16 protein-coding genes, 2 tRNA genes and 2 pseudogenes are annotated in these 21,369 nt (G+C 43.9%); 11 read left to right on the top strand and 9 right to left on the bottom strand.

All coding sequences use genetic code 11. The features are described 5' to 3' along the window. Positions 1 to 89 precede the first annotated feature (89 nt). Both EP181_RS08870 and EP181_RS08865 read left to right on the top strand, forming a co-directional pair. Positions 90 to 1,403 (top strand): type II toxin-antitoxin system HipA family toxin, encoded by a 1,314-nt coding sequence (locus EP181_RS08870; RefSeq protein ID WP_127471319.1) that lies wholly within the window; start codon positions 90 to 92, stop codon positions 1,401 to 1,403. Then, positions 1,400 to 1,744 (top strand): helix-turn-helix domain-containing protein, encoded by a 345-nt coding sequence (locus EP181_RS08865; protein ID WP_127471318.1) that lies wholly within the window; start codon positions 1,400 to 1,402, stop codon positions 1,742 to 1,744. The genes EP181_RS08870 and EP181_RS08865 overlap by 4 nt, the downstream gene beginning before the upstream one ends. 44 nt (positions 1,745 to 1,788) lie before the next feature. On the opposite strand, the gene EP181_RS08860 is transcribed toward EP181_RS08865, so the two are convergent. Together EP181_RS08860 and EP181_RS08855 are read right to left on the bottom strand one after the other, a co-directional pair. Beyond that, positions 1,789 to 2,556: an IS3 family transposase gene (locus EP181_RS08860; protein WP_127471317.1), complete on the bottom strand. Its 768-nt coding sequence runs from the start codon at positions 2,554 to 2,556 to the stop codon at positions 1,789 to 1,791. 26 nt (positions 2,557 to 2,582) lie between these two features. Then, the gene (locus EP181_RS08855; RefSeq protein ID WP_127471316.1) at positions 2,583 to 2,915 is read right to left on the bottom strand and encodes a hypothetical protein; all 333 of its coding nucleotides are present in this window, start codon (positions 2,913 to 2,915) and stop codon (positions 2,583 to 2,585) included. A gap of 131 nt (positions 2,916 to 3,046) precedes the next feature. On the opposite strand from EP181_RS08855, the gene EP181_RS08850 reads away from it, so the two are divergent. Further along, on the top strand, positions 3,047 to 3,394 hold the full coding sequence (locus tag EP181_RS08850; RefSeq protein ID WP_127471315.1) for a hypothetical protein: 348 nt from the start codon (positions 3,047 to 3,049) through the stop codon (positions 3,392 to 3,394). 556 nt (positions 3,395 to 3,950) lie between these two features. Here the strand turns inward: EP181_RS08850 and EP181_RS08845 are convergent. The 3 genes from EP181_RS08845 to EP181_RS08835 all read right to left on the bottom strand — a co-directional run bounded on the left by EP181_RS08845 (position 3,951) and on the right by EP181_RS08835 (position 5,095). Beyond that, complete coding sequence (locus EP181_RS08845; protein ID WP_127471314.1) at positions 3,951 to 4,253, bottom strand: helix-turn-helix transcriptional regulator; 303 nt, start codon at positions 4,251 to 4,253, stop codon at positions 3,951 to 3,953. A gap of 622 nt (positions 4,254 to 4,875) precedes the next feature. Beyond that, a tRNA-Val gene (locus tag EP181_RS08840) sits at positions 4,876 to 4,952 on the bottom strand. A 56-nt stretch (positions 4,953 to 5,008) separates the two neighbouring features. Beyond that, positions 5,009 to 5,095 (bottom strand) — tRNA-Leu (locus EP181_RS08835). Between the two features lie 282 nt (positions 5,096 to 5,377). Here EP181_RS08835 and EP181_RS08830 point away from each other — a divergent pair. The 6 genes and pseudogenes from EP181_RS08830 to secF all read left to right on the top strand — a co-directional run bounded on the left by EP181_RS08830 (position 5,378) and on the right by secF (position 13,169). Further along, on the top strand, positions 5,378 to 7,318 hold the full coding sequence (locus tag EP181_RS08830) for a putative bifunctional diguanylate cyclase/phosphodiesterase (protein ID WP_232023584.1): 1,941 nt from the start codon (positions 5,378 to 5,380) through the stop codon (positions 7,316 to 7,318). 136 nt (positions 7,319 to 7,454) lie between these two features. Next, positions 7,455 to 8,512: pseudogene (queA, locus tag EP181_RS08825) on the top strand (tRNA preQ1(34) S-adenosylmethionine ribosyltransferase-isomerase QueA). 43 nt (positions 8,513 to 8,555) lie between these two features. Next, positions 8,556 to 9,680, top strand: a complete 1,125-nt coding sequence (gene tgt, locus EP181_RS08820; RefSeq protein ID WP_127471312.1) for a tRNA guanosine(34) transglycosylase Tgt — start codon at positions 8,556 to 8,558, stop codon at positions 9,678 to 9,680. Positions 9,681 to 9,795: 115 nt separating this feature from the next. After that, a pseudogene (gene yajC, locus EP181_RS08815) lies at positions 9,796 to 10,124 on the top strand (preprotein translocase subunit YajC). Positions 10,125 to 10,239: 115 nt separating this feature from the next. Next, entirely contained in the window at positions 10,240 to 12,126 is a 1,887-nt protein-coding gene (gene secD, locus EP181_RS08810; protein WP_127471311.1) for a protein translocase subunit SecD, read from the top strand. Between the two features lie 8 nt (positions 12,127 to 12,134). Next, positions 12,135 to 13,169, top strand: coding sequence for a protein translocase subunit SecF (gene secF, locus EP181_RS08805; RefSeq protein WP_127471310.1), 1,035 nt, complete (start codon positions 12,135 to 12,137; stop codon positions 13,167 to 13,169). Positions 13,170 to 13,273: 104 nt separating this feature from the next. Here the strand turns inward: secF and EP181_RS08800 are convergent, their stop codons facing one another. Next, entirely contained in the window at positions 13,274 to 14,329 is a 1,056-nt protein-coding gene (locus EP181_RS08800) for an AI-2E family transporter (protein WP_127471309.1), read from the bottom strand. Positions 14,330 to 14,561: 232 nt separating this feature from the next. Here EP181_RS08800 and EP181_RS08795 point away from each other — a divergent pair, with 232 nt between their 5' ends. Continuing rightward, positions 14,562 to 16,145: a peptide chain release factor 3 gene (locus tag EP181_RS08795; protein WP_127471308.1), complete on the top strand. Its 1,584-nt coding sequence runs from the start codon at positions 14,562 to 14,564 to the stop codon at positions 16,143 to 16,145. 238 nt (positions 16,146 to 16,383) lie between these two features. Further along, entirely contained in the window at positions 16,384 to 18,537 is a 2,154-nt protein-coding gene (locus EP181_RS08790; RefSeq protein WP_172959728.1) for a sensor domain-containing protein, read from the top strand. 106 nt (positions 18,538 to 18,643) lie between these two features. Here the strand turns inward: EP181_RS08790 and EP181_RS08785 are convergent, their stop codons facing one another. The 3 genes from EP181_RS08785 to hpf all read right to left on the bottom strand — a co-directional run bounded on the left by EP181_RS08785 (position 18,644) and on the right by hpf (position 21,304). Next, positions 18,644 to 19,288 carry an OmpA family protein gene (locus tag EP181_RS08785; RefSeq protein ID WP_172959727.1) on the bottom strand — a complete coding sequence of 215 codons (645 nt, stop codon included), beginning with the start codon at positions 19,286 to 19,288 and terminating at the stop codon, positions 18,644 to 18,646. 144 nt (positions 19,289 to 19,432) lie between these two features. Beyond that, entirely contained in the window at positions 19,433 to 20,791 is a 1,359-nt protein-coding gene (gene mgtE, locus EP181_RS08780) for a magnesium transporter (protein WP_127471305.1), read from the bottom strand. Positions 20,792 to 20,968: 177 nt separating this feature from the next. After that, positions 20,969 to 21,304 (bottom strand): ribosome hibernation-promoting factor, HPF/YfiA family, encoded by a 336-nt coding sequence (gene hpf, locus EP181_RS08775; protein WP_127471304.1) that lies wholly within the window; start codon positions 21,302 to 21,304, stop codon positions 20,969 to 20,971. Positions 21,305 to 21,369: the final 65 nt, after the last annotated feature.

Raw genomic sequence — 21,369 nt, 5'->3', positions numbered from 1 at the left:
TCAGCTTTGGACTCAAATTAGCTGGACTATACTTAAATAAAGTCTAATATATTATCTATTAATATTTAATATTTGCTTTAGAGGTTGATATGTTGTCTGTTAAATTATATGGGGAAACCGTTGGGTACTTGGCGATAGATAACGGAAAGATTGTCTTTGAGTACGATTATTCTTATCAAAGAAATGGGCTGGAAATCTCTCCGTTTTTGATGCCGTTATCACAAGGACGATATAGCAACAGAGTTTCTAACAATACCTTTAAAGGCCTTCCTGAATTCATTTCCGATGCCTTGCCCGACCGGTTTGGTAATCAGGTCATTAACTCTTATTATGCTAAAAAAGGGGTTTCAGCTATAAGTATTAATGCTCTTCAACGCCTTTCTTATGTTGGCAAAAAAGCCATTGGTGCTTTAGAGTTTGAGCCCCAAGAGTCCTATAAAAGTAACTATCAAGTTTCATTGCAAGTTAATAAACTTGTTCAAGATGCAAGAAGTGCCATAAACGGAAATATCTGCAAAGTATCAAGTGAATTAATTTCCATTGGCTCATCAGCGGGTGGTGCAAGGCCAAAAGCACTTATCGGAGCGGATAAAGGATTTAAGAACATCATTTCTGGACAATATGATGTTCCCGAAGGATTTGAGCATTACCTTATTAAATTTGATGGTGTAGATGCTAATAGCATTGACTGTGACCCGCAAGGCTACTCAAACATTGAATACGCCTATTTTTTAATGTCAAAAGAAGCCAAGGTTGACATGATGGATTGCTATTTACTAGGTGATGGAGATAGAAAACATTTTGTTACTAAACGTTTTGATCGTGTTAATAATGAAAAGATTCACGTTCAAACCTTATGCGCCTTAACCGGCATTGATTTCAATGAATTCCAATCAGGCAGCTATCGTGATTATTTTGCATCCGTTGTTAATCTTGACTTGCCGTTATCTGACCAGGAGGAAGCTTTTAGACGAATGGTGTTTAATGTTCTAGCGGTCAATCGTGACGATCACACTAAAAACTTCTCATTCATTCTCTCAAAAGAAGGTCGTTGGTCATTGGCTCCGGCTTATGATGTGACTCATGCCTATAATGAGAGAAATCCAAACGCTTGGACAAGAGAGCACAACCTGCTTATTAACGGCAAGGGTTTGAATATTCACTTGGGTGACTTACTTGCAGAGTCAGCGGCTCTGTCGCTTGACGACACTCAAAAACTGACCGTTATTGAACAGGTTAAAGATGCCGTAAAACAATGGAGCGTCTTTGCCTATAAAGCTGATGTAAAACAAGCCAAGAAAGAGGCGATTGAAAAGCATATTAACGAGGCGTTAATTGAGTTGGACTCTGAATCGGATAGCCAACCTGAGACGGATTCAAATGGTATGGAGTTCGGATTATGAATACCAATAGCAAACTAGGTGGTCGATATGTACCGGGTAATAACATGCCTATCGAACAGGCTGTTAAGCAGCTTGGCAACGTGATTCAAGCAAAAAGATTAAGCATGAATGTCACTCAAGAAGAATTGTCTGTTCATACTGGCGTGAGCGTGGGAACGATTAAACGGCTGGAACAAGGCAGACCCGTTTCTACTGAAAATATGATAAAGGTAATGATACCCTTATTGATGGTTAAAGATTTACTTAGCTTGTATGTTGAGCCTGAGATTAGCCTTCAGGAACGATTTGAGCTACAACAAAAGAAAATCAAGAACAAGCGTCAAAGGGCATCTAAAAATTGAACCGGCCTTGCTCTGTGTAATGGTCAAGTATTTCTGTAGGCTTTCTAAGCCAATTTTTGCATTTCCAGTCTTTTTTGGACTGGGGTTAAATAATCAATCGCCGAGTTGAGTCTTTTATGGTTGTAAAAGCCAATGTATTTTTCAACCGCATCAACAACGGATTGATGATTTATAAAACTCAAGTCATTGAGGTACTCCGTTTTTAGGTTGCGAAAAAATCGCTCTTGTACCGCATCGTCCCAACAATTCCCGCGACGACTCATGCTTTGGGTGATTTTGTGTAACGCTAAACAATCCTTAAACAGATTGGCTGTATATTGCACCCCTTGATCTGAGTGAAACATTAATTGCGTTGTATCCGGTTGATGCTTGGCAATGGCATTGATTAAGGCGCGCTTGGCTAACTGAGCATCGGGGGTTTTTGAGATCTCATAGCCAACGATCTCCTTATTGCCTAAGTCCATCACCGTGGCCAAATAACTCCATCCTTGATGTGAACGAATGTAGGTAATGTCGCCGACCCAGTGGGTGTTGATATTAGGCGGATTAAATTCTCGATTTAGGTGATTGGGAATGTTTGGCAATTCTTTACCCACGGGATAATAGTGCGGTTTTTTGGGGCGTTTTGCGACAACCAGTTTAGTTGAAGCTTTATCAGGATTATCACGACGATGTTTATCAACCCAACCGTAAAGAGTGTTGTCTTTTATGTCTAAATCTCGGGCGATTTGTGCCACGGATTTTGAACCTTCTAGCGCCATTTCAATGGCTTGCTGTTTGAGTTGGTCGTCATAGCGTTTTTGATGTTTCATGTTCAATTCCTATTCGTATTTTTAAGTCACATTTTAACGTGTCTTTGTGTACGAAGGATTGTAGCCAGTCCAGGCTGTGGCCTTTTTAATAGTCGTATATCCTCTCTTGCCTCGGCGAGTTCTTGTTTGAGCTCATGTATGAGCCGTTTATCGGCATCCAAGGGGATTTTGCCTTCGATCATTTCACCGCGTTGTTCAGCGAGATATTGCTTTTTCCAACGCGTGACTGCAGGGGCGGCCGCGCCGGAAATTTCCATAATTTGTTTGTTGGTGTAATTGTCTTGCACCATCAATCTGGCGTATTCGTGTTTTTGTTTGGGCGTTACATTAATGCGATCTTTTCTGCTGTTATCGGTCATGATCCATATCCTATAGTTGAGGTAATTATAGGCTATGAAACCCTACAGGTTTATTAGACCATTACAAGCCAAACCAAATCCGCTCAATCAACGCCGCATTCGACCCAGACCAAGCCGATTCACCTAACCTAGTGTTTAGCCGTAAAGACCCGCAAGAAGAAGTTGCCGCGCCTACTGACCAAGAGGCTAATGAATTATTGGCTAAATGGACTAAGGCAGAAGAGATTAAGAAAAACGAGTACGACCGCTTTGAGCGCGTTAAGCAGTTGCAAGATGCGCTTGATACAGAAACCAAAGGCAAAGCGCCGGACATTTACAGCGGTATTCAACGCTTCTTAGCCATCTTACCTTCTAAGGTGCAAGACTTTGGCCGCCAGGTAGAAAAGTCCATAACAAGCATGTCTAAAAACAGCATTACCAGTGAGGTTATGGGGCTGTATCTTTACGCTTTGCACGCGCCGGAACGTGACACTTCCTGATAAGCAAACAATCCCTAACAAAGATAGCGACTTCCTCATAACGTTAACCTTGGTAAGTAACTGGATAAAGACACTAAATGGATATTAAACAACTACAACAAGGGCTTGAAAATAAGTTTTCTGAAATCCCTAACAGCATTTTGTGGAAGTGATTGCTCGTGATTTCGCTAGTAGCGGCGTAGAGTTTTTGAAAGAATTAAAGTCGCGAAATTAATTAAAAAATTAATTAAAAAATTAAATAATATAATTAATTAATTGAGACCTTTGCACGAGTCAGGTGCGAAAGAAAAATGAGGAAAAATTTGCCTGATTGCGGCGGAAAACGCAGTGAATAGCGAGCTATTCGCAAGTTTTTCAACAAAAATCAGGTGAATTTTAACCATTTTTATTCGTGCATTGACTCGTGCAAAGGTCTCTAATTATTTATTTGTTTTGTGTCTTTAATTAATTTTTTATTAAAAGGCTGTTTTGTTTAAAAAATTGAAGGTGGTCAAAGCGCGTTAGTGTTTTAAGACGGCGTCAATATTTTGATCGTCGTCTTGTATATAAGATACATTTAATGAATGGTTGAGCCCAGAGTTTTCAGGTAAGTATCTATATCCGATTTTAAATAGCCCGTCCATCGTGAGCCCAGCCGAATGACTTTTGGAAATTTTGGATCTTTTTGACTTAGCAGATCTAAATGCGAGCGAGAGCACCCCAACAAACATTGCACGTGTTTAGGCCGAAGAACTTCAGATTTTTTAGCGGTCAATTCTTGTTGTGTTTTTGCTGCGACTTCAGAAATAACAAATCTTATTAGCGTTTTTAAATCTTCTTCTTGCATAGATACTATATCGAATAAGTTTTTTTGTATCATGTTTTAATTTCCTTTAACAATAAAAATAATAATTAAAAAGGTACTTAGCTCTTTATTGTGAAAATTAAAAAATTGCTAAACAAGCGTTTATTTTTTAGAATATTAATCGCATATCTCAAAAAAATGCGAATTCACAATGGCTCAGTACTTTGCGAAGCATTTATCTCTTAAGCACTGTAATGCTTGAAAAATTAGCCCGTCATTTTGACGGGTTTTCATTTGCTTGATTGCATCTTATTAAGCTTTAGTTTTAAAAAATAGTAATTTCTTAAGTTTATTTTATAAATGAATTATTTTTATTTTATGAGGCAATTAATTTTATTTATTAGCAGTAACTCATCAACGTTCATTGATGGGAGCTCTGTTGAGCGTCATAGACATCTTTCAGCACTAATCTTTATAACCTCCTCCCAGTCTAGAAAGCAGTTGAAATCAATTCTATTTTTTATATAAGTTAAGATTTTCTAGAAGACATGAGTTTGGTTGCAACATTGGTTACAAATCAACGAATGTGGTTTATTGGTCAGCGTGTAGTTTTCGTGTAGTTTTTTTAATTGGCGTGTGAATCGAGAAGGGATGTGTGGCTTATTTTTTTGTAACTTACTGATTTTAAACGTTTATTTGGTACAACCGAGTGGATTCGAACCACCGACCCCTACCATGTCAAGGTAGTGCTCTAACCAACTGAGCTACGGTTGTATAAAGAGGTGAAACGATTTGTGCAAAACAAAAAACATTAACTTGCGATAAGTTAATGGTACCAGTGGTCGGACTCGAACCGACACGCTTTTAAAGGCACCGGATTTTGAATCCGGCGTGTCTACCAATTTCACCACACTGGCGTGCATGTTGTGGTCGCGAATTATAGTGGCTTGTTTTAAGCCTGTCAACTGTAAAAACCAAAACAATGCCTTAATTTTGAATAATGGGTTCGTTAGTGACCGCCAAAGTGTGTGGGCAGAATAATTACCTAGGTTTAAAACTTATCGGCAAATAAAAAATGCTGTTTTGACTCTGCTATAAATATAACTAATACTCTACAAAATTTTATTTTTAGTCTGTGACTTTTTTGCATGGATTAATCGTAGTTAATGAATTTAAAAAGGCTGTTGTTTTAAGTGAAAATGTTTAAGAAATTGGCGCGCGTAAGTTACGTTAAAACGGTGTTTTGGGCGTTTGTGTTTATTTTGCCGTTTGCGTACATTCAAAATAGTGTAATTCAGTCTGATTCTGGGTTAGTTGGCTGGTTAATACCGCTGTTTGCCAGTGTGTTTTTGGGTGTAGCTTGGGGGTGGATTTATGAGCGTAATGAGCAGCATCAACGCGAAAAACTTTTGTTTAAAGCGGTGGCTGACTTTTCATTAGAGTTTGTGTCGTTGCGCACCGTAGAGGGTGTGTATCAGTATGTGTCGCCCGCAGTGTTGTCTATTACGGGTTATCAGCCAGAAGATTTTTATCAAACCCCAAGCTTTATGGATTCCATTATTTACAAAGACGATTGCCAGGCCTGGTTAAGTCATTCGCATCACATGAACGATGATGGCGCGCCTGAAAAAGTTGAATTTAGAGTGGTTAAACGTGATGGCGAGGTGCGCTGGCTTGAGCATTTGTGCGGCACGGTTAGAGACCCTTCGGGGCATGTTATTGGGGTGCGCTCCATTAATATTGACATTACAGAGCGTAAGTTGGCCGAGCATCAGTTAGAGCACTTGGGTTTGTTTGATCCGCTTACTGATTTGCCTAATCGACGTTATTTAAGCGATTATATGCAAAAATTAATTGCGCAAAACAGCACGTATTTTGACGAATTAACCATTCATGGTGAGCATGCAGGTGAATTTGCGGTGCTGTTTATTGATTTGGATCGGTTTAAATATGTCAACGATGCTTATGGGCACTCAATTGGCGATGCGTTATTGCAAGAGGTCGCGGGGCGTTTTAAGCACAGTTGTTTAGAGGTAGAGCAAGCCATGATAGCGCGCTTTGGCGGTGATGAGTTTGTGTTGGTAACGCAGCAATCAACTAGCAGCGCCGCTTTACAAGGTTGTGTGTTGCGCATAAATCAGTTACTTGAAGCACCTTTTAGAATTGAGGGGCATCGTTTAAGCATAGGCGCGACAGCTGGAATTGCGGTGTATCCACGCGATGGCGTTACACCCGAAGCGCTGATTCAGCACGCCGATGCGGCTATGTTTAAGGCCAAAAGCCAGGGTTTAAGCATGGCATTTTTTGCTCATGAAATGGCCGAACACGCCACCGAAATGGTGGACATGCAAACGCGCTTGCGCGCTGCCTTAAAAACCGACTGTATTAAGCCGTATTATCAGCCATTGATTGAGTTAAAGAGTGGTCAAATGGTGGGCGCAGAAGTGTTGGCGCGTTGGATTTTACCCGATGGATCGCATGGGCCATCGCCGGGCGTGTTTATTCCTGTGTCAGAAGAAACGGGTTTGATTGGTGCGGTAAGCGAAACCTTAATGGCGCAAGCGGGTGCGGATATTGCTAAATGGCAGGCTTTGGGTGTTGATATTAAGTTTTCTATTAACGTTTCGGCGCGCCAATTTGCGGATGAGGTCTTTTGTGAACGGGCTATTGAGCAGTTTGAGCGGTTGGGTGTCGATTTGGCCCGAGTGCAAATTGAGCTGACCGAAAGTGTTTTACTTAATAATGTAGAGCGCAGTTTGGAAAAAATTGAGTTGTTAAAGTCTAGGGGTTTTTCAATTGCTTTAGACGATTTTGGTACCGGTTTTTCATCTTTGCACTATTTAACGCTGTTTCCGTTTGATACCTTAAAGATTGATCGTGCGTTTGTAATTGATATTATTGACGATAAACGTCAATTTGCGATTGCAAAAGCCATGATTCATTTGGCGCACGATTTGTCTATGACGGTGGTGGCTGAAGGGATTGAAACCGATGAGCAACGTCAAGTATTGTCCGACTTGGGGTGTGATGTGGGGCAAGGGTATTGGTTTAGCCGACCCATTTGCCCTGAGGCGTTAAGCGAGTTTATTGTTATAAATCAGCGCGACATGACAATGACCAGGCCTGGTAAAAAGGTTTAAACGTTTAAATGCCATAATTAAGCATGCGATAAGCGCTTGAAAATACAGGTGCAATCAGTCAAAATAACGCCCTTTTATTGAAGCGTTAGCCTGGTTAAAATCCATAAACAGGTGCGCGCGAAGCCTTTGAGAGCGCATGAAACGCCAAGATTTCTTTTTTGAACTGCCACCCAATCTAATTGCCCAGCAACCCTCCGCGCAACGCCGCGGCAGTCGTTTGTTGGTATTAACCGAAGACGGCGCGTTGCAAGATGCGCAGTTTCCTGACCTATTGGACTTTTTACAGCCTAATGACTTATTGGTGTTTAACAACACACGGGTGATTCCAGCGCGTTTATTTGGCAAAAAGCCAGTGGCGGTCAAATTGAACTTCTCATTGAACGCGTGGTAGATGAGCACACGGTGCTGGCACATGTTCGCGCCAGTCGTGCGCCCAAAGTGGGGGCGCGGCTCATCATTGAAAACGCGTTTGAAGTAGAAGTGTTGGGTCGAAAAGACGCGTTATTTGTGCTTAAAGTCCATCATCACCAGAGCGCTTTAGACTTAATTGAGGCGCACGGTCATATGCCGTTGCCACCGTACATTGAGCGTACTGAAGACCAATTGGCCGACAAAACGCGCTATCAAACCGTCTATTCCAGCAAACCAGGTGCGGTGGCCGCACCCACGGCGGGGTTGCATTTTGATGCCGATATGTTGGCCGACATTGCCGCGCTGGGGGTTGATATAGGTTTTGTCACCTTGCACGTCGGCGCGGGCACCTTTAAACCCGTGCAGGTGGACGATATTGCTCAGCACGTCATGCATTCCGAATACCTTGAGGTGGAGCAAACATTGGTGGATCAAGTGCGCACGGCACGCGCTAACGGCGGTCGAGTGATTGCGGTGGGCACTACGTCGGTTCGCTGTTTAGAAAGTGCCTCGCGCTTGTCGCCGAGCGGACAGTTAGCACCCTATCAAGGTGAAACCGATATTTTTATTACCCCAGGCTACGACTTTAAACAAGTGGATGTGTTGCTCACCAATTTTCATCTGCCCGAATCAACTTTGATTATGCTGGTGTCGGCGTTGGCCGGGTATGAGCGCACCATGGCGGCGTATCAACACGCGGTGCAACAGCACTATCGATTTTTTAGTTACGGTGACGCCATGCTGGTGTTTCCAAAGCCCGCCGTATCGCCGACAACACGTTAACTTGAGTTGACCAGGCCTGGTCAAACACTAATTAGGAATAAACATGCAATTTGAACTGGACACCACCGACGGCCGAGCGCGCCGTGGCCGATTAATCTTTGCGCGTGGCGTGGTCGAAACCCCGGCGTTTATGCCCGTTGGCACATACGGCTCGGTAAAAGGAATGACGCCCGAAGAGGTCGAAGCTACTGGCGCACAGATTATTTTAGGCAACACCTTTCATTTGGCACTGCGCCCGGGCACGGACATTATTGAGCTGCACGGCGATTTACACGATTTTATGCACTGGAAAGGTCCTATTTTGACGGATTCGGGCGGCTTTCAGGTGTTTAGCCTGGGTAAAATGCGCAAAATAAAAGAAGAAGGTGTGACGTTTAACAGTCCGGTCAGCGGCGCTAAAATATTTATGGGGCCAGAAGAGTCCATGGAAGTACAGCGTAAGTTGGGTTCGGACATTGTGATGATTTTTGACGAATGCACGCCTTATCCCGCCACTCATGAAATGGCTAAAGTGTCGATGGAACTGTCGTTGCGTTGGGCGCAACGTTCTAAAGTCGCGCACGGCGACAACCCAGCGGCGCTGTTTGGTATTGTGCAAGGCGGTATGTTTGAGGATTTGCGCAAAGTATCCGTTGACGCGTTAAAAGCCATTGGCTTTGACGGTTACGCCATTGGCGGTTTGTCGGTAGGCGAGCCCAAAGAGGCCATGATGGAAACGCTGGACTTTACCGAGCCGCACATGCCCAAAGACAAACCACGTTATTTAATGGGCGTGGGCAAACCCGAAGATTTGGTGGAAGCGGTGCGTCGGGGGATTGATATGTTTGATTGCGTCATGCCCACCCGCAACGCGCGTAACGGCTTTTTGTTTTCACGCCAAGGGGTGGTTAAAATTCGTAACGCCAAACACAAAATCAGCCTTGAGCCGATTGACAGCGAGTGCCAATGCTACACCTGCCAAAACTACACTCGCGCCTATTTACACCATTTAGATAAGTGCAAAGAGATTCAGGGCGCACGTTTAAACACCATACACAATTTGCACTACTACCAAGATTTAATGCGCGGATTGCGTGAGGCGATCAGCGCGCATCGGCTAGAGGCGTTTGTAGACGAATTTTACGCCGGAATTGGTCAGCCCGTCCCGGTACTTTTAGACTCTAAATGATGATCTAAACCCCACTAAGCGCATTAAAGTCACCAGGCCTGGTTATTTTTAGCAGATTTTTTAAGCAGGCTGTGCCAAAATAGCGCGATTAATTTTTTAACCTTAGGAGAAAAGCATGAGTTTTTTTATTAGTGATGCAATGGCAGAAGGCGCGGCCACCAGCGTAGGCGGCGGTTGGGAAGGGATTATTCCTTTAGTATTGTTGTTTGTGGTGTTTTATTTTTTATTAATTCGCCCACAACAGAAAAAGTAAAAGAACACAAAGCGTTGGTTGAAGCCATTAAAAAAGGCGACGAAGTGGTCACTTACGGCGGTTTGGCCGGTAAAGTCCGTGAAATGAACGACGGCTTTTGCGACGTTGAAATCGCCGACAATGTGGTGGTTAAAATCGAGCGTCAAACTATTTCGCGTTTATTGCCAAAAGGCACCTTAAAAGGCGAGTAAATTGCCGTTTCATTAAAAGGGGCTTTAAGCCCCTTTTGTTGTTTTTAGTTTCTAGAGAACGTTGACCAGTATTAAGAAGAGCAACGGTTTTTTGAATCAATACGAGAAGAATGCGATGTTTCAAACACGACAAACCCTCATAACCAACACTTATCCGGCATGGAAATACCTGCTGCTGATTGTGGTTACCATCATTGGTTTAACCTACGCGTTACCCAACTTATTTGGTGATGATCCTGCGGTGCAAATTACCCCAGCAAAATCGATGGTATTTAATGCCGACACGCAAGACAGCGTAACAAAAGCCTTAAGCCAAGCCAGTTTAGCGGTTAAGTCGTTAGAGTTTGAAAATGGTCGTTTTTTAATTCGTTTTAATAATACCGAAGACCAGCTTAAAGCGCAGTCAGTGGTTAAAGAAACCTTAGGCCGTCAAGCGGTAGTCGCACTAAATTTAGCGCCAGCAACCCCCGATTTTTTAAGTGCACTGGGCGCAAAACCCATGTATTTAGGGCTTGATTTACGCGGCGGTGTCCACTTTTTAATGGACGTAGACATGGACGCGGCAGTCGACAAAGCTTATGAGCGTCATGTAGACGAAATTAAAGGCGTGTTGCGTGAAGCCGCCGTGCGCTACGTTAATGTAGAAGTACAAGACCGTACCTTAAATGTTCAGTTTAAAGATATGCAAACCTTGCAAGCAGGCCTGCTTAAACTGACCGAAACATACAGTGAGCAATTTAGCACCACCACTGTAGAAGACACGGCTGCACCTACTGTTAAACTGGTTTTGTTGCCTAAAGCCGCCACCGAAATTCAAAAGTTTGCATTGCAACAAAACATAACCACGTTACGCAATCGTATTAACGAGTTAGGCGTAGCCGAGCCGGTTATTCAGCAACAGGGCGATCGCCGTATTGTCGTGCAATTACCCGGTGTGCAAGACACCGCACGCGCTAAAGAGATTTTAGGCGCTACCGCCACACTTGAATTTAGAATGGTCGAAGAAAAAGGCGACCCGTATCGCGCGCAAAAAAGCGGCTTTGCTCCCAACGGGGCATTGCTGTATCAGTTTAGAGATGGCAAGCCAATTTTATTGCAACGCAGTGTGATTGTTAGCGGTGAAAACGTGATTAACGCCTCATCGGGCATTGATTCGCAACAAGGCTCGGCCATGGTTAACGTGACATTGGACGGTGCGGGTGGACGTAAAATGTTGGCCACCACCAAGCAAAATGTCGGTAATCGTATGGCGGTGGTGTTTATTGAAAACCGCGTTGAAACGGTCGAAGAAAACGGTGTAAAGACCAAAGTGCGTATCACCACAAAAGACGTGATTAATGCCGCTGTGATTCGTGGACAGTTTGCCGATCGTTTTCAAATTACTGGTTTGGATTCACCGCAAGAAGCACAAGATTTGGCGTTATTGTTGCGCGCCGGAGCCTTAGCCGCGCCCATGGAAATTGTTGAAGAACGTACCGTGGGGCCAAGCCTAGGGCAAGACAACATTAACCAAGGACTTATGTCGGTGATTGTTGGGTTTGTTTTAGTGTTAATTTTGATGGTTTGGCGCTACAAAGTCGCAGGGTTGGTGGCTAACGTAGTGCTCATGCTTAACGTAGTGGTGATTGTTGCGGTTCTGTCTATGTTGCAAGCTACTTTGACGTTGCCTGGTATTGCCGGAATTGTGTTAACCGTGGGTATGGCGGTGGATGCCAACGTGCTTATTTTTGAGCGTATTCGTGAAGAGCTTAAAAATGGATCGGTACAAGCGGCCATTCATGCTGGTTATGAAAAAGCGTTTGTGACCATTGCCGACTCCAATATTACAACCCTATTGGCGGCTGTATTATTATTTAGCTTTGGTTCAGGGCCGGTTAAAGGCTTTGCAATTACGTTGTCAATCGGGATTTTAACCTCGATGTTTACCGCCATTGTAGGTTCGCGTGCCATTATTAACTTACTGTACGGCAACAAACGTGACGTGACTAAAATTTCAATTTAGGATGTAACATGAGTAATCAAACAACCAACAAAACTATTGATTTTATGGGCAAACGCTTTTATGCGGTTGTTCTATCGACCATTTTAATTATTGGCTCTTTAGGGGGTTTATGGTTTAAAGGTTTAAATCTGGGTATTGATTTTACCGGTGGCACACTGATTGAAGTCTCATATCCTCAGGCGGTTGAACTGTCGCAAATTAGAACGCGCTTAACCCAAAATGGCTATGGCGATGCGGTGGTGCAGCATTTTGGTTCAGTTGAAGAGGTGTTAATTAGAATTGCCCCGCGTGAAGGATTAAACTCGGCGCAACTCAGTAACCAAATTATGGACACCTTAAAAATGGATGAAGCCAACATGACGTTACGTCGTGTTGAATTTGTAGGGCCACAAGTGGGCGAAGAGCTTACCGAAGATGGTGCTTTAGCCGTGTTGTATGCGCTGTTTGGTATTTTAATTTATGTGGCATTACGTTTTGAATGGCGTTTTTCTGTGGGCGCGGTATTGGCCTTGGTGCACGACGTAATCATTACCGTGGGCTTGTTTGCTTGGACGCAAATGCAATTTGATTTAACCGTGATTGCCGCGCTTTTGGCGGTCATTGGTTACTCTATTAACGACACCATTGTGGTCTTTGACCGAGTGCGTGAAAACTTTAGAATTCGCACCGAAGGCACCCCCTTTGATGTCACTAACTTGGCGCTTAACGAGATGCTTTCACGTACCATCATGACCTCAATGACCACTTTACTGGTGTTAATGGCCTTGTTTGTCTTAGGCGGCGAAATCATCAGTGGGTTTGCAGCGGCGTTAATTGTGGGCATTGTTGTGGGGACCTTTTCATCCACCTATGTGGCCACGTCGGTTGCTTTGTGGTTAGGTCTGTCACGCGAAGACTTAATGAAAGCACCCAAAGAAGGTGTAGATTCTGGACAAGAAGAAGCAGAGTTACAGCGCTATTTTTTAGAGCAAGAAGCCAAGCGTGAAGCGAAAGAAGCCCAAAAAGAAGCGTTGATAGCCCAAAAACAAGTTGATAAAGCTTAGTGTTATTGACTAAATAACGTTTAACCAGGCCTGGTTAAGCCTGGTATCCTGGTCAAGATGTTATCTGGCACTTAAGCCAGAACCGCAATATGGGTTCTGGCTTTTTATACCTCGGTTTCATCCAAAAGCCATTCGCGCCACATCGCTACCAATAAAGCCATTAAGACCGGGCCGACAAACAGTCCTACTAAGCCCATGGTTTTGATGCCGCCAATTAATCCAAAAAATGTGGGTAAAAAGGGCAACTTAATGGGGCCACCTATTAGATGTGGTCTAATGGTTTTATCGACAATAAAGAGTTCAATCACACCCCACATAAACAGTCCAGCGCCAGCGGTAAAATCACCTGTACCAACCAGGTAGAGTGAAAGCAGAGTAAACGCCAGTGGTGCACCACCCGGAATCAGCGCCATAAACGCGGTTAGCACCCCAAAGGCAATGGGTGACGGCACGCCAGCAATCCAATAAGCGATGCCTAGTACAAAGCCTTCGCCAATCGCAATAATGGTCATGCCTATAACGGTAGAGCTGACGGTGGCTGGCACCACTCGTGAAAACCTTTGCCAGCGAGTGGGTAACATTCGCTCACCAATGGTGTCCAGTTGGGCGGCGAGTACATCGCCGTCTTTGTACAAAAAGAACAAAGTAATGAGCATAAACAATAGAGTGAGCATAAAGCCCATGGTGTCCCAACCAAACATAATTAACCAGCGAGATATGCCGGTAATGTGATCACCGCTAACCACGCCAATAATGTGTCCTAATGCTTGTGGCTCACCTAAGTAAAGAGTCCATTGTTTACCAAGCCAATCGCCCATCATAGGCAATGCTTGAATCCATGAAGGCACAGCGGCACCATATTGGTTGGCATGGGTTAACCAGGCTACCCAGGCCTGCACTTCCTCGATGGCATAAGAAAATACAAGGGTCAACGGAATAATTAACCCTAGAATCATGGCCGAAAGCGCCAAGCTGGCGGCGATTATTTTTTTGTTATTACAGCGTTTTAGCAAGCGTTGATACAGTGGCCAACTAGCAAAGTAAATAATGAGAGCGGCCAATACAGGCACTAAAAATCCATAAAAAAAGTAAATACCCAAGCCGACAATAAGCAACAATAAGGCTCGGCTGATGGCGGAGTTACTAAATATTTGTGACATCTGACAAAAACTCTTAATGTTGATTGCGTGTATTGTACTGTTAAAGGCGGCGCAAGCCGTTCCTAAATAAAATAGAAAACAATCGTATTCAAAACCTTAGATTGTGTCTTAGGTCAATATCAGCGAGAATACACGCCAATAATTAACATGCCAAAGCTGTGCTTTCTCGACCCCACAATAGTGGCTGTTTAAGCCACTGCGATCACCGTGCAAAACAAGAAGAATTGATTTAATGACTAATGCGACACTTCAGCTCGAATCCTCTAAAAGAAGGACTTTTGCAATTATTTCTCACCCCGATGCGGGTAAAACCACTGTTACCGAAAAACTGCTGTTGTACGGCGGTGCGATTCAGATGGCTGGCGCGGTTAAAAGCCGTAAAACCGACCGTGGTGCGACCTCGGACTGGATGAAGATGGAGCAGGAGCGTGGTATCTCTATCGCCTCGTCGGTCATGCAGTTTCCGTACGACAATGTTATGATGAACCTGTTGGACACGCCTGGACACGAAGACTTCTCAGAAGACACCTATCGTACGCTCACGGCGGTCGATTCGGCGCTGATGGTGATTGACGTGGCCAAGGGGGTTGAAGACCGTACCATTAAACTCATGGAAGTCTGTCGTTTACGCACCACCCCTATCTTAACGTTTATTAACAAGCTGGACCGCGAAGGTCGTGAGCCGATTGATTTACTTGACGAAGTCGAAAGCGTGTTAAAAATTAACTGCGCCCCTATGACCTGGCCAATTGGTATGGGTAAACGTTTTAAGGGGATTTATCACCTTTATAACGACACCATTCGCTTGTTTGCCGTGACCGATACCTTGCGTGCGGCCGAAGGCGAGTTAATTGCTGGAATTAATAATCCGCGCTTGGATGAGCTTATTGGCGCTCAGGCGCAAGAGTTGCGCGATGAGATTGAGCTGGTGCGCGGTGCGAGCCATGAATTTGATTTAAAGGCATTTTTAGCCGGCGAACTCACTCCGGTGTTTTTTGGCTCGGCGGTAAACAACTTTGGCTTGCAAGAGTTGTTGGACGGATTTGTGAAATACGCACCCCAACCGCGTGGGCGCGACACCGAAACACGCACGGTGTCGCCCAGTGAAGAGAAACTAACCGGATTTATCTTTAAAATTCAGGCCAATATGGATCCCGCGCACCGTGACCGTGTTGCGTTTATGCGCATTGTTTCTGGGCAATACGAAAAAGGCATGAAGCTTAAACACGTACGTCTGGGTAAAGAAGTTAAAGTGAGTAAAGCCATTACGTTTTTGGCCAATAAGCGTGAACAGGCCGAAGAGGCGTTTCCGGGTGATATTATTGGCTTGCACAACCACGGCACCATAAAAATTGGTGACACCTTTACCCAGGGTGAAGATTTGAAGTTTACCGGGATTCCTAACTTTGCCCCCGAGCTGTTTCGTCGGGCGCGTTTAAAAGACCCCATGAAAATGAAATCGCTGCAAAAAGGCTTAACGCAGTTGTCCGAAGAAGGGGCAACCCAGCTGTTTCGCCCAGTGAGCAACAACGATTTAATTTTGGGCGCAGTGGGTATTTTGCAATTTGAAGTGGTCGCACAGCGTTTAATGGACGAATACAACGTAAATTGCTTATTTGAACCCGTTAACGTTTCCACCGCCCGTTGGGTGGTGGGAGAACCGGCCGAAATTGAAAAATTTACCGCCAAAGTGGTCGAAAACGTCGCCTACGACGGAGCAGACCAGTTGGTGTACATTGCGCCTACGCGCGTTAATTTAAGCCTAATAGAAGAGCGTTGGCCTAATCTTAAATTTGTGGCCATTCGCGAACACTGATTGTTGTTCTCAATAATCAACAATCAAGAGCCAGCAGCCATAAACCAAAAAGCCACTCAATTGAGTGGCTTTTTGGTTTATGGCATTTGACCAGGCCTGGTCAAAGTCAGGTTTAAAAATAGTGTTATTTTCGTTATTTTGTTCTTATTTAGACTTATTTAGAATTGAGTTTTTGTTTGATGTAGCACTCTTTTAAAAGCGTTTAGGCTAGACTACAATACTAAACATTAAAGCAAGAGTGTTGTGTTATGAAGCCAATGACAGAGCAAGAAAGAGTTGCCTTTTTGGAGCTAATCATCAACACCAATACAGACCCAATTATTGTAAAAATTGGCACGGTAAATTTATTTACGCCAATCAAGCCTGTGCAACCCTCTACAATACAACCCCAGATAAAATGCTCGGACATGACGATGGCTATTTTACCGGCAATCAAGAGCAGTCCAATTTTTTCTTAGAAAATGTTCAAGCGGTGATGCGCTCTTTTAAAGCCGAAGTGGTTTACGAAGATTCAACCGACGCCAAAACCGGCGAGGTTAGGCATTTTTTATCGTACAAAGTGCCCTTTAAAAATGCCGATGAAGAGGTGAATATTTTGGTGATTGCCAAAGATATCACCGACATTAAGCGGCTTAAAATTCAAGCCGAGTTTAATGAAAAACGCCTAAACTACGTGCTTGAAACAACACAAGAAGGTGTTTGGGATTGGGATATTAATGCCGGAAAAGTGTTTCACAACCAGTATTGGTTCACCTTAACGGGTTTAAATGAAAGTCAGTCTAGCTTTGATGATTTTGAAGCGTGTATTTTGGTTGAGGACCGTGCCAAGGTGCAAACGGCACTTAAAAACTGTCTTGAAGGCGATTCAAAATATTGTGCTGAGTTTAGGATTCATCGCCCCGATGGTCAGGTTATTTGGGTGCTTGATCGGGGTGAGGTGGTTGAACGGGACGCCTTGGGCAAACCGCTTAGAATGATTGGCGCGGCGCAGGACATTACGCAACAAAAATACGATAAACATCAAATTGAACAACTTGCTTTTTATGACCCTTTAACCTCTTTGCCTAACCGTCGTTTGTTACACCAATGCCTAGAGCGTACTATTATTTATAACCAACAACATCATTCTGTTGCGGCGGTGATGTTTTTGGATTTAGATAATTTTAAAATGCTTAACGACACACAAGGTCATGCATTTGGCGATTTATTGTTGGTTGAGGTGGCACATCGATTAAAAGCGGCCATTGTTCAAGAAAATACCATTGCGCGTTTTGGTGGTGATGAATTTGTCATGGTGATTAATAAGCTTGATTTAAATCATTCGGCTGCCGCTCAGCAAGTATTTGATATTGCAAAACACGTTCACATGGCTTTGTCTAAGCCGTTTTTTTTAACGTCTAATATACCAGGGGTTGAAAAAGGCATTCATGTTGAGCATCAGTTAACCGCCAGTATTGGGGTGGTCATTTTTAACGGCCGCAATTTTACCGAGGTGGATGAGCTGTTAAAGTTGGCAGATTTAGCACTGTATCGTGCTAAAACCGAGGGTCGTAACCAAACGGTGATATTTGACCCCAGCATGCAACAAGACCTTTGGGCGGCTCAACAGTTACAAAATAATTTTCGTAAGGCCATCGGTCAAAATCAATTTGAGCTTTTTTACCAGCCACAGTTTAATGACGAACGACGCATTATTGGCTTAGAGGCCTTAATTCGTTGGCCCGTGCCAAGTCCAAACAAGGATTTGGCGTTGGTCGAGTACATTTCACCCTCGGACTTTATTCCGATGGCCGAGGAAACAGGGTTGATTTTACCGCTTGGTATATGGGTGTTAACGCATGCTTGCCAGCAAATAACGAGTTGGCAAAGTCATCCAATACTTAAAGATATGACCGTCAGTGTCAACATCAGCGCCAAACAACTGTGGCAACCTAATTTTATTGAACAAGTCTGTGAAATTGTAAAACAAGCGGGGCTAAAGCCTGCCCAGCTTAAACTTGAAATTACAGAAAGTGTATTGTTAAACGATGTTGTCGATACGATTCATAAATTGCACGTGCTTAAAGAGCTGGGTATTCATATTTCGCTGGATGACTTCGGTACCGGTTATTCTTCGTTAAGCTATTTAAAGCGTCTGCCGGTAAACGAAATTAAAATCGACCAATCTTTTATTAGGGATTTAATGACCGATGAGTCGGATTCTATTATGGTTAAAGCCATTGTCGATTTAAGTAAAAACTTTGGGATTGGGGTCATAGCCGAGGGCGTTGAAACAGAGGAGCAGTTTAATCAGTTATTGCTTTTTGGTTGTAGGCAGTTTCAAGGTTATTTTTTTAGTAAGCCATTGTCGCTTTTACAATTAAAAGCCTTTGTGGGGCTATTAAGCGCATAAAAAGCCACTCAATTGAGTGGCTTTTGGGTTTAGGGCTTTGACCAGGCCTGGTTAAATGTTCACAATAGATCCGTTTTGGTTTTAAATAACCACTCAAGACAACGGCTTAGTTTTCGCTAATTAAAAAGGTTACGCGACGGTTTTCACGTTTGCCTTCTGGGGTGCTGTTGCTGGCAATGGGGCGTTCTTCGCCGTAGCCATAGGTGACAATGCGATCACGGCTGATGCCATTGTCCATTAAATAAAACGACACATTGCGTGCTCGGCTGTCAGACAGTTGTTGGTTAAATTCATTAGAGCCGTCTGAATCGGTGTGGCCTTCAATATGAACCTTTGTATTAGGATGACTGGTCATGGTTTGAATGATGGGCAATAAACGGCCTAACTCGCTGGGGGCTAAATTGGCAGAGCCTGACTGAAAGTTGACGTTTTTTACTTCAACTTGAATGTACTGCTGGCCATCAATTTGGACCGGCGTAACTGTAGTATTTGGATCAGATGCTGTGCCTTTGTTGACTTCATCGTACACCGCACGGGCGGTAAATCCAGTAATTGCGCCTACAGCTACCTTGCCGATGTTGCTGTCCACACCTAGGGCGTTAGCGGCTAACATCCCACCAATTGCGGCAGCGGCCGTAATAACGTTTTTTTCAGTACCGCGCTCCTCTTCGGTTTTGTATTGGTTGGTTGAACAACCTGTTAAGGTGATTAAACCGCCCGCGATAAAAAGGCTTAATAGTTTTTTATTCATGCAAAAATTCTCATTTAGGGTGTTTGTATTAATTAAATAATTGTGACATTTATAAGGGTAATATCCCTTGCGTTCAAGTAATTTTAAGCAGAATGTTAAAACCGTCATGCTGTTGTCAGGGTTTTAAAGGCAAATTAAAACCGCTTAAATTAAAACAATTGTCGCTAAGCCTAAAAAGACAAAAAAACCTAACGAATCGGTCACGGTGGTAAGCATCAGTCCAGAGGCTAGGGCGGGGTCAATTTTCATCCGCTGCAATACCAATGGAATCATCGCGCCCGCAAACGCAGCGGCCAAAAGGTTTATCATCATGGCGGTGGCAAATATGGCGCTAAGTGCCCAATCGTCAAACCACAATTGTACGGCAAGACCGGTTACCGCCGCCCAAATAACACCGTTTAAAAAGCCTACACTGGTTTCTTTTATAAGCAAAGAACGACTGTTGCTTTTACCTAATTTACCCGTGGCCAAGGCTCGGATAACAATGGTGGCCGTTTGCGTACCGGCAATGCCGCCCATGCTCGCGATAATGGGCATAAGCACGGCAAGAGCTACAATTTTTTCAATGGAGGCTTCAAATAACCCAATAACCATTGAGGCAAAAATAGCGGTAATTAAGTTAATACCCAGCCAAAAGGTGCGTCGTTTGGCGGCGCGCTGTGCGGGGGCAAAAATGTCTTCGTCTTCGTCCAAACCTGCGCTGGCCATTTGCGCGTGTTCGGCTTCTTCACGAATAATATCTACCACGTCATCAATGGTAACACGCCCTAATATTTGGTTATGATCGTTAACAACGGCGGCTGAAATTAAGTCCTTTTTTTCGAACAATTGCGCCACTTCTTTTTCGGGCATAAATGCGTGAATTACCGGACGGTCGGTTTCGAGTACATCGGCCACTAAGGTGTCGCCATCGGTGGTGAGCAGGGTGGTAAGTTTGAGCGTGCCCACATAGTGGTCATCACGATCACGCACAAATAATTCAATGGTCGATTCGGGAAGTTTACCCAGCTTGCGTAAATAACGCAGTACCACGTCCAAGCTGATGTCGGCACGAATAGAGATGAAGTCATCGCTCATCATTCCCCCGGCGGTGTCCTCGGGAAAGGTTAGAGCGGTTTCTATGGCCGAGCGGTCTTCATCGGGAAGCGCTTCTAAAAAGGCTTTTTGACCATCTTTATCCAGCGATTGAACAATGTCGGTGATGTCGTCGGTTTCGAGCTCCTCGGTCATTTCAACAATTTCGTGCGCTTCGAGTTTTTCGAGAATGCTGGCGCGTACTTCATCGTTGGTGTGAGTAAGAATTTCGCCTTGTTGCTCAGGGTCAATGCACGCCCAAAGTTCATGACGGGCTTTAGGTGGAGTTGATTCGAGCAGTTCGGCAATTTCTTCGGCCACCAAATGCGCAAACAAATCTTTAATAAGCTCGTAGCTTTGTGCGTCTACGGCACGCAGAAGTTGTTCGGTCAGTTTGGCTTTGTCAATGGACGGAAAAGTTTGCGCCATGTGGACTCCTGTGCAAAGGCCTTGATTTAAATTGTTTATACAACTCTGTATTGTAGCAATACAATATGACATGTATGTGCAACTGGCGGGGTGTTATGTAAAATAATTGTATACAGTCTTGTTAGGTAAAAAAAAACGCCGTAAGGCGTTTTTTTATGTGCTTGAAAGGTAGTTTAATTACGCTTCTTCAGCTACCAGCATGTTTTTAACGCCACCGGATTTTTGGTTGTGGCTGCTAATTTTTTCTTTGTGTTTGATGATTTGGCGGTCTAATTTATCCACTAAACCGTCTAAAGAAGCATACATATCATCCGTGATGTGGTGGGCAAATAAATCTGCACCAGAAACGTGAACGGTGGCTTCGGCTTTTTGCTCTTGTTTTTCAACGGTCAAAATGACGTGAACGTTGGTAACGTGATCAAAGTGACGTGCAAGTTTGCCCATTTTTTCGGTAACGTAGTTACGAAGTGCGTCGGTAACGTCAATGTGGTGGCCTGTGATATTGATTTGCATGGTATCGCTCCTTGGTTTTGTAATTTTGCGATGAGGTTGTGCTAAATTTTAAGGCTGGTCAAGAG

The organism is Thiomicrorhabdus aquaedulcis, assembly GCF_004001325.1.
Taxonomy (GTDB): Bacteria; Pseudomonadota; Gammaproteobacteria; order Thiomicrospirales; family Thiomicrospiraceae; genus Thiomicrorhabdus; species Thiomicrorhabdus aquaedulcis.
This window is presented reverse-complemented; position numbering and strand designations above follow the sequence as displayed.

Bases quoted from the DNA above. Each gene is read 5' to 3' on its own strand.
- EP181_RS08870 (WP_127471319.1), top strand. From the start codon at position 90: ATGTTGTCTGTTAAATTATATGGGGAAACCGTTGGGTACTTGGCGATA.
- EP181_RS08865 (WP_127471318.1), top strand. From the start codon at position 1,400: ATGAATACCAATAGCAAACTAGGTGGTCGATATGTACCGGGTAATAAC.
- EP181_RS08860 (WP_127471317.1), bottom strand. From the start codon at position 2,556: ATGAAACATCAAAAACGCTATGACGACCAACTCAAACAGCAAGCCATT.
- EP181_RS08855 (WP_127471316.1), bottom strand. From the start codon at position 2,915: ATGACCGATAACAGCAGAAAAGATCGCATTAATGTAACGCCCAAACAA.
- EP181_RS08845 (WP_127471314.1), bottom strand. From the start codon at position 4,253: ATGATACAAAAAAACTTATTCGATATAGTATCTATGCAAGAAGAAGAT.
- EP181_RS08830 (WP_232023584.1), top strand. From the start codon at position 5,378: ATGTTTAAGAAATTGGCGCGCGTAAGTTACGTTAAAACGGTGTTTTGG.
- tgt (WP_127471312.1), top strand. From the start codon at position 8,556: ATGCAATTTGAACTGGACACCACCGACGGCCGAGCGCGCCGTGGCCGA.
- secD (WP_127471311.1), top strand. From the start codon at position 10,240: ATGTTTCAAACACGACAAACCCTCATAACCAACACTTATCCGGCATGG.
- secF (WP_127471310.1), top strand. From the start codon at position 12,135: ATGAGTAATCAAACAACCAACAAAACTATTGATTTTATGGGCAAACGC.
- EP181_RS08800 (WP_127471309.1), bottom strand. From the start codon at position 14,329: ATGTCACAAATATTTAGTAACTCCGCCATCAGCCGAGCCTTATTGTTG.
- EP181_RS08795 (WP_127471308.1), top strand. From the start codon at position 14,562: ATGACTAATGCGACACTTCAGCTCGAATCCTCTAAAAGAAGGACTTTT.
- EP181_RS08785 (WP_172959727.1), bottom strand. From the start codon at position 19,288: ATGAATAAAAAACTATTAAGCCTTTTTATCGCGGGCGGTTTAATCACC.
- mgtE (WP_127471305.1), bottom strand. From the start codon at position 20,791: ATGGCGCAAACTTTTCCGTCCATTGACAAAGCCAAACTGACCGAACAA.
- hpf (WP_127471304.1), bottom strand. From the start codon at position 21,304: ATGCAAATCAATATCACAGGCCACCACATTGACGTTACCGACGCACTT.